7 protein-coding genes are annotated in these 8077 nt (G+C 57.3%); 4 read left to right on the top strand and 3 right to left on the bottom strand.

Translation table 11 applies throughout. The features are described 5' to 3' along the window. The 3 genes from malM to malK all read right to left on the bottom strand — a co-directional run. Positions 1-660: maltose operon protein MalM (malM, locus tag RTP97_RS20715; RefSeq protein WP_312416959.1), on the bottom strand; the 660-nt coding region annotated here is incomplete at its 3' end. Between the two features lie 126 nt (positions 661-786). Continuing rightward, positions 787-2106 carry a maltoporin gene (locus tag RTP97_RS20710; RefSeq protein ID WP_312416957.1) on the bottom strand — a complete coding sequence of 440 codons (1320 nt, stop codon included), beginning with the start codon at positions 2104-2106 and terminating at the stop codon, positions 787-789. A 45-nt stretch (positions 2107-2151) separates the two neighbouring features. Beyond that, a complete protein-coding gene (malK, locus tag RTP97_RS20705) occupies positions 2152-3261 on the bottom strand; it encodes a maltose/maltodextrin ABC transporter ATP-binding protein MalK (protein WP_312416955.1) in 1110 nt (369 codons plus the stop codon). 344 nt (positions 3262-3605) lie between these two features. On the opposite strand from malK, the gene malE reads away from it, so the two are divergent. The 4 genes from malE (at position 3606) to nudI (ending at position 7939) form a co-directional block, all read left to right on the top strand. Next, on the top strand, positions 3606-4796 hold the full coding sequence (gene malE, locus RTP97_RS20700) for a maltose/maltodextrin ABC transporter substrate-binding protein MalE (RefSeq protein ID WP_312214171.1): 1191 nt from the start codon (positions 3606-3608) through the stop codon (positions 4794-4796). Between the two features lie 75 nt (positions 4797-4871). Then, entirely contained in the window at positions 4872-6416 is a 1545-nt protein-coding gene (gene malF / locus RTP97_RS20695; protein WP_312416952.1) for a maltose ABC transporter permease MalF, read from the top strand. A gap of 12 nt (positions 6417-6428) precedes the next feature. Then, positions 6429-7319 (top strand): maltose ABC transporter permease MalG, encoded by an 891-nt coding sequence (gene malG / locus RTP97_RS20690; protein WP_312214175.1) that lies wholly within the window; start codon positions 6429-6431, stop codon positions 7317-7319. Positions 7320-7513: 194 nt separating this feature from the next. Continuing rightward, positions 7514-7939 (top strand): nucleoside triphosphatase NudI, encoded by a 426-nt coding sequence (gene nudI, locus RTP97_RS20685; protein WP_312416950.1) that lies wholly within the window; start codon positions 7514-7516, stop codon positions 7937-7939. The last annotated feature ends 138 nt before the right edge of the window (positions 7940-8077 follow it).

The following is an 8077-nucleotide window of genomic DNA, read 5'->3' as shown; positions in this document are numbered from 1 at the left end:
CCCGACCAGAATGCTCGACGCGGAGTTGGTGCTAACTTTGAGTTTCACCGTGCCATCCGGCGTATGGCGGGCCTGCGGATCCGGAATATCCGGTACCGCGTTACCCACGCCTTTCGCGTAGGCCTTCGCCGGGTTGATCATGGTGGTGGTGCGCTGCAGATCTTCCGGGGTGGTAAAGACCAGCAGGTAGATCTTTTGCTGGCCCAGCGCGGGCGTCAGCTTGATGATCCCTTCAAGACGGTCGGCGGACATCACGCCCGGCTCCTGATAGGTGAAGTAGCTGCTCGGGAACCACGCGGCGGGGGTCAGGTTTTGATCCAGCACCAGCACGTTGGGGGCAAAGATCGATTTTTGCTTATCCGCGACGCTGGTCAGGGTAATGGTTAATTCACCGATGTTGGCCGGCACGCTGTAGGCAGCCACTTTACCGGTGATACCGGGCACGTTCAGGGTCTGACCTGCCGTTGCCAGGCTGGTGGTCTGGGTTTGTGAATTGGCGACCGGCGTCCAGGCGAGCTGCTGGAGCGTCCCTGTTGGGATGGCCGGTGCGGCGGATGTATCCTGCGGGACCAGATTCACGTCAGCGAAGCTGACTGCGGGCACGCAGGCGAGTAGCCCTGCACCGAGGCAGAGCGCGAGAAGCGTTTTTTTCATTTTCATTATGGTGACCTCTGTAGAGATGACGGGACGGTAGCCAGGCAATAGCGCGCCGCGTCAGAGATGGATCTTTACTGAGTTAAGAGGGGCCGAAGCCCCTCTCTGGTATTGCGTTACATCAACTCTGTCTTACCACCAGATTTCCATCTGGGCACCGAAGGTCCACTCGTCATCATCGCCGCGGCTGAAGGTACGTGCGGAGGTATCCTGGTAAGCGTAGCCCGGAGTGAGGCCAGCCGTTCTGTCGGTGCCATTGTTAGCGAAGCCGAAGGACTCATCCCACTTGGCGTAGGTCGCGAACACGCGCAGCGCCGGACGGGACCAGATGCTGTCGCCTGCCTGCCACTGCTGGGCCAGGGTCACTTTGACCTGGTCGTTGGTGGAGTCAGTACGCTGGGATTTCACGTTGTCATAGCCAACTTCCAGCAGGGTGCTCATGATCGGTGTCCATTTGAACATCGGACGCACGCCTACGGTCCACCAGCGGGTGCCGTTGCCGTTATCCAGATCGATATCCTGGTACATACCGACATACATCATGTCCCAGCGGTCGCCCATAGAGATGGAGCCGTGGTCGATAAAGCGCAGCAGGTGACCGTCGTTGTTAAGCTGAGCGCCCTGCGGAATGCCTTTACCGTTCGAGGTCATCGAGTCGGTAGCGTACTGGACGATGAACTTGTTGAAGCCAGTGCCGATGGTCTGCACGTGCTCACCGGTGAACAGCCAGCCATCTTTACTGGCGTTTGGCTGCAGGTAGTAGTCATCCGGCAGGTTGGTGTGACCGTAGTCAACACCAAACTCCAGGGTGCCGCCTGGGTTAACTTCCAGACCGGCTAAACGCACGTCAAAGACGTCGTTCGGCACGATATTGTCATAGGTACGATCGCCAGTAATCGGATCGCGATCGGCGAAGGTTGAGGAGCCGCCGGACTCAGACGAGCGGGTACCCGCTAAAGAGAGCTTACCGAAGCCGAGATCGATGTTTTCGATACCTGCACCCGGGCCGGAGATATCCCAGTAGTAGAAGTCGATCATGTGGACGTCATGACGCTGGTAGAAGCGCTTACCTGCCCAGATGGTCGAGCCCGGCAGCGCTTCGATCAGGTTTTTACCCTGAACGTTGGCTTCACGGAAGGCCGGGCTGGTCGCTTCCCAGTCATTCTGCTGGGAGACGGAGTAGGCAACGTTAGTGTCGAAATAGAAGCTCTTATCGCCCTCTTTCCACACTTCCTGGCCCAGTTTTAACTCAGCATAGGTTTCACATTCGTTACCAAGACGGTATTTACTTTGGGCCCCGGTTGCCTGGAAACACTCTTGCGGGCCGCCGCTGCCGGTCCAGCCGATGCCGGAACGTGCGTAGCCTTTGAAATCAACAGCACCCGCCTGGGCAGCCATCACGCCAGCTGCTATGGCCACTGCCAGAGGGAGTTTGCGCAGAGTAATCATCATTCTATCTCCTGAAGCTTTGCTTGCTTTTCTTTGTAATGGGAATGCTTAAACGCCAGGCTCCTGATGCAATCTCCGACAGGCGCTGCCGTCCTCACGGAACAGATGGCAGCGCTCCGGCGGCAAGCCGATAGCGAATGTGGCACCCTCTTCTACCAACACCACGTCTCCCTGGCGGTAAACCAGGTTTTGACGGATGGCGGGGATCTGGATATGAATTTGTGTTTCGTGACCCAACTGCTCTACAACCTGTACCTGCCCCTCCAGCGTGACATCGGCGATGTCGCTGGGCAGCAGATGCTCGGGACGGATCCCAAGTGACATATTGGCGCCTACCTGGACGTTAGCGCTGTCCACCGGTAGCCACACCTGCTGGCGGTTCGGCAGCTCTACCTGTACCTGTTCAATGGCGGTAGCAGTCACCTTTACCGGCAGGAAATTCATCTTCGGCGAGCCGATAAAGCCCGCCACGAAACGGTCTGCCGGGTAGTGATAAAGCGCCAACGGCTTGCCAATCTGTGCCACACGTCCGGCATCCAGCACCACAATCTTGTCCGCCAGGGTCATCGCCTCCACCTGATCGTGGGTAACGTAGATCATCGTGCGCCCGAGACGCTTGTGCAGGCGGGAGATCTCAATCCGCATCTGCACGCGCAGCGCCGCATCAAGGTTCGAGAGCGGCTCATCGAGCAGGAAAACGCGCGGCTCCGCCACCAGCGTACGGCCAATAGCCACGCGCTGACGTTGGCCACCGGAGAGCGCTTTCGGCTTACGATCCAGCAGGTGGCCCAGCTGTAACACCTCGGCGACCTGGGTCACGCGCTGGTTAATCACCTCTTTCTTTGCGCCAGCCAGCTTGAGGCCGAACGACATATTCTCTGCCACCGAGAGATGGGGATAGAGCGCATAGGACTGGAACACCATGCCGACGCCGCGATCCGCTGGCGGGATCTCGTTCATTCGCGTGTCGCCAATCATTAAGTCACCGCTGGTGATGGTCTCCAGCCCGGCGATCATGCGCAGCAGGGTCGATTTTCCGCAGCCTGACGGTCCAACAAAGACCACGAACTCCCCCTCCTCGATGTCGAGGTTGATGTCTTTTGACACCACCACGTCGCCCCAGGCCTTCGTCACATTCCGCAGCTGCACGCTCGCCATGCCCTTCTCCCTTCCTTCGTTACAACCCTGAAACATTCAGTTGCAGTGACTATGCGTTATGAATAAGTCAGGCGAATCCTCCGCCCCCCGGTTTTTTATGGGGGAGGAGACGGGAGGATGAGCGGCCCCGCTCTGCCACCGGGGCCGCGGGCTGCGGGCAAATTTCGTGATGCCGCCTGCAAAAATTGCGGTGCTTTTGTGTGCGCCGGTACGCATAACTCTGTTTTATGTAACAAAGATCACACATCGCGGTGGCAGGGCGTAGGCCGGGGGAGGATGAGAAGCGCTTGTCAAACCAGGAGACTGATAGGCGTCAATTTATCGCTACCTAAAGGACGGGATTTATGAACATGAAAACTGGCGCTCGCATTCTTGCGCTCTCCGCGCTGACGACGATGATGTTTTCCGCCTCGGCCCTCGCCAAAATTGAAGAAGGCAAGCTGGTAATCTGGATCAACGGCGACAAAGGCTATAACGGCCTTGCGGAAGTCGGTCAGAAATTCGAGAAAGATACCGGGATTAAGGTCACCGTTGAGCATCCGGATAAGCTGGAAGAGAAATACCCGCAGGTGGCGGCGACCGGTGACGGCCCGGACATTATCCTTTGGGCGCATGACCGCTTCGGTGGCTATGCCCAGTCAGGCCTGCTGGCCGAAATTTCTCCGGACAAAGCCTTCCAGGACAAGCTCTTCCCGTTCACCTGGGACGCGGTACGCTACAACGGCAAGCTGATCGCCTATCCGATCTCCGTTGAAGCCCTGTCGCTGATCTATAACAAAGACCTGGTGCCGAATCCGCCAAAAACCTGGGAAGAGATCCCGGCCCTGGATAAAGAGCTGAAGGCGAAAGGCAAGAGCGCGCTGATGTTCAACCTGCAGGAGCCGTACTTCACCTGGCCGCTGATCGCCGCTGACGGTGGTTACGCCTTTAAGCTTGCCGACGGCAAGTATGACGTGAAGGACGTGGGCGTGGATAACGCTGGCGCCAAAGCGGGTCTGGGCTTCCTGGTTGATCTGATCAAAAACAAACAGATGAACGCGGACACCGACTACTCCATCGCCGAAGCGGCCTTTAATAAAGGCGAAACCGCGATGACCATCAACGGTCCGTGGGCGTGGTCAAACATCGACAAGAGCAAGGTGAACTACGGCGTGACGCTGCTGCCGACCTTCAAGGGCAAGCCGTCTAAACCCTTCGTTGGCGTGCTGAGCGCGGGTATCAACGCCGCCAGCCCGAACAAGGAGCTGGCGAAGGAGTTTATTGAAAACTACCTGCTGACCGACCAGGGTCTGGACGCGGTCAATAAAGATAAGCCGCTGGGTGCCGTGGCGCTGAAATCCTTCCAGGAGACCTTAGCGAAGGATCCACGCATTGCCGCCACCATGAGCAACGCCGAGAAGGGCGAAATCATGCCGAACGTTCCGCAGATGGCAGCCTTCTGGTACGCGGTGCGTACAGCGGTGATCAACGCCGCCAGCGGGCGTCAGACCGTGGATGCCGCCCTGAAAGATGCGCAGGGACGTATTACCAAGTAACAAAAATGGCGGGTGGCGCTTTGCCACCCGCCCTACAACTGACAATGTTTTCCACGGTTGTTGAGGAAGTGTCTCATGGATGTCGTTAAAAAGAGTGCCTGGTGGCAAAGCAACGCGCTGAAGTGGTCGGCGATCGCCCTGCTTGGGCTGCTGGTGGGCTATCTTGTGGTTTTGATGTACGCCCAGGGAGAGTACCTGTTTGCCATCACGACGCTGATCTTAAGCTCGGTTGGCCTCTATATTTTCGCCAATCGTAAAGCCTACGCCTGGCGCTATGTCTACCCTGGCCTCGCCGGGATGGGCCTGTTTGTTCTTTTTCCGCTGATCTGCACCATCGCTATCGCCTTCACTAACTACAGCAGCACCAACCAGCTGGCGCAGGAGCGCGTTCGCGACGTGCTGATGGACCGCGTTTATCAGGCGGGTAAGACTTTTAACTTTGGCCTCTACCCGGCAGAGAATAAATGGCAGCTGGTGCTGACCGACGGTGAGAGCGACAAGCACTACGTTTCGGAACCTTTTACGCCTGGCGGCGAGCAGACGCTGCCCCTGAAAGAGGCGGCGGCCCTGCCTGCAGGCGAACGCGCTAACCTGCGCGTCATTACCCAGCAGCGCCAGGCGCTGACGCAGCTTACCGCCGTGCTGCCGGATGAGAGCCACGTGGTGATGAGTTCTCTGCGCCAGTTCTCCGGCACACGCCCGCTCTATACCCTCGCCGACGACGGCACGCTCACCAACAACCAGAGCGGCGTTAAATACCGTCCCAATAACGATGTCGGTTTCTATCAGGCCGTTAACGCCGACGGCGGCTGGGAAAGCGAGCGCCTCAGCCCAGGCTATACCGTGACCATCGGCTGGGATAACTTTATGCGCGTCTTCACCGACGAAGGCATTCAGAAGCCGTTCCTGGCGATCTTCGTCTGGACCGTCGTCTTTTCGCTGCTGACGGTGGTGCTGACCGTGGCGGTTGGCATGGTGCTGGCGTGCCTCGTGCAGTGGGAAGCCCTGCGCGGCAAAGCTATCTACCGGGTGCTGCTGATCCTACCCTATGCCGTACCGTCCTTTATCTCGATTCTGATCTTCAAGGGGCTGTTTAACCAGAGCTTCGGCGAGATCAACATGATGTTGGGGGCGCTGTTCGGCACCAAGCCCGCCTGGTTTAGCGACCCGACGACAGCCCGCGCGATGGTGGTGATCGTTAATACCTGGCTCGGCTATCCCTACATGATGATCCTCTGCATGGGCCTGTTGAAAGCAATCCCTGACGATCTCTATGAAGCCTCGGCAATGGACGGAGCGGGACCGATGCAGAACTTCTTCCGCATCACCCTGCCGCTGCTGGTCGTGCCGTTAACGCCGCTGATGATCGCCAGCTTTGCGTTTAACTTTAATAACTTCGTGCTGATCCAGCTCCTCACCAACGGCGGCCCGGATCGCCTGGGGACAACCACCCCCGCAGGCTATACCGATCTGCTGGTGAGCTATACCTACCGCATCGCCTTTGAAGGCGGCGGCGGCCAGGATTTCGGCCTCGCAGCGGCGATTGCCACGCTGATCTTCCTGCTGGTGGGCGTGCTGGCGATTGTGAACCTGAAAGCCACGCGCATGAAATTTGATTAAGGGAGAGAGATGATGGCTATGGTACAACCCAAATCTCAAAAGCTACGTCTATTTGCGACTCACGCCGGCCTGCTGATCTTTATCGCGGCGATCATGTTCCCGCTGCTGATGGTCATCGCCATCTCGCTACGCCCCGGTAACTTCGCGACCGGTAGCCTGATCCCGGACCAGATCTCGTGGGAGCACTGGCGTCTGGCGCTGGGCTTCAGCGTTGAACATGCAGATGGGCGCGTTACTCCGCCGCCGTTCCCGGTGCTGCTGTGGCTATGGAACTCGGTAAAAATCGCTGGCATTACGGCGGTGGGTATCGTGGTGCTCTCCACCACCTGCGCCTACGCCTTTGCCCGCATGCGCTTTACCGGTAAGTCGGCGCTGCTGAAAGGGATGCTGATTTTCCAGATGTTCCCGGCGGTGCTCTCTCTGGTGGCGCTCTATGCCCTGTTCGACCGCCTCGGTCAGTACGTACCCTTTATCGGCCTGAATACGCACGGTGGGGTGATCTTCGCCTATCTGGGCGGCATCGCTCTGCATGTCTGGACCATCAAGGGCTACTTTGAAACCATCGACAATTCGCTGGAAGAAGCGGCATCGCTGGATGGGGCAACGCCGTGGCAGGCGTTCCGTCTGGTGCTGCTGCCGCTCTCGGTGCCGATTCTGGCGGTGGTGTTTATTCTGTCGTTTATCGCCGCCATTACCGAAGTGCCGGTGGCCTCGTTGCTGCTGCGCGATGTCAACAGCTACACCCTGGCGGTGGGCATGCAGCAGTATCTCAACCCGCAAAACTACCTGTGGGGCGATTTTGCCGCGGCGGCGGTGCTCTCTGCTATTCCGATTACCCTTGTCTTCCTGCTGGCCCAGCGCTGGCTGGTTAACGGCCTGACGGCAGGCGGGGTGAAAGGCTAAGTTTCATCATGTAATGCCACTGTTATCCTCAATCTTGATCTATCCGTTTGTACTTTGACTCGTGACTGTTATTGGCGCTCTTCGGAGCGCCATTTTTTTGCCCACCTCTATTCCCATGAAAAGAGTAAGCGTTTAATCTGCTCACAGCTGCGCTTTTTGAATTACTTAAAAAATCCATGATATCAGGAGGGTACATGCGCCAAAGGATCATAGTCTGTCCAATCATTAAAAATAATGGCGACTATCTACTATGTAAAATGGCCGATGACCGCGGTGTGTTTCCCGGCCAATGGGCACTATCTGGTGGAGGAATGGAGCCTGGAGAGACGATCGAAGAGGCTCTCCGCCGCGAAATCCGCGAAGAGCTTGGTGAGAAACTTCGGATAACAGAGATCGCCCCCTGGACGTTCAGAGACGACATTCGTGTGAAAACGTATCCTGATGGGCGTAAAGAGGAGATCTATATGCTCTATCTCATCTTTGACTGTATTAGCGCCAATCGCCAGGTCACGTTTAACGACGAGTTTCAGGAGATTAAATGGGTGAGTCCCAACGACATAGGGCAGCTCGATCTAAACGAAGCTACCCGCATGACATTTAAACAGAAGGGAATTCTGTAATCACCTGGACGTATTGCCCGGTGGCGCTTCGCTTACCGGGCCTACAAACCGCATCACTCCCGCCGTAGGCCGGGCAAACGCAGTGTATGACCGGATACATAGGTGACAGATCAGACCGGGAACACAGGTAACACTTTT

The organism is Pseudescherichia sp., from assembly GCF_031998825.1.
Taxonomy (GTDB): domain Bacteria; phylum Pseudomonadota; class Gammaproteobacteria; order Enterobacterales; family Enterobacteriaceae; genus Pseudescherichia.
This window is presented reverse-complemented; position numbering and strand designations above follow the sequence as displayed.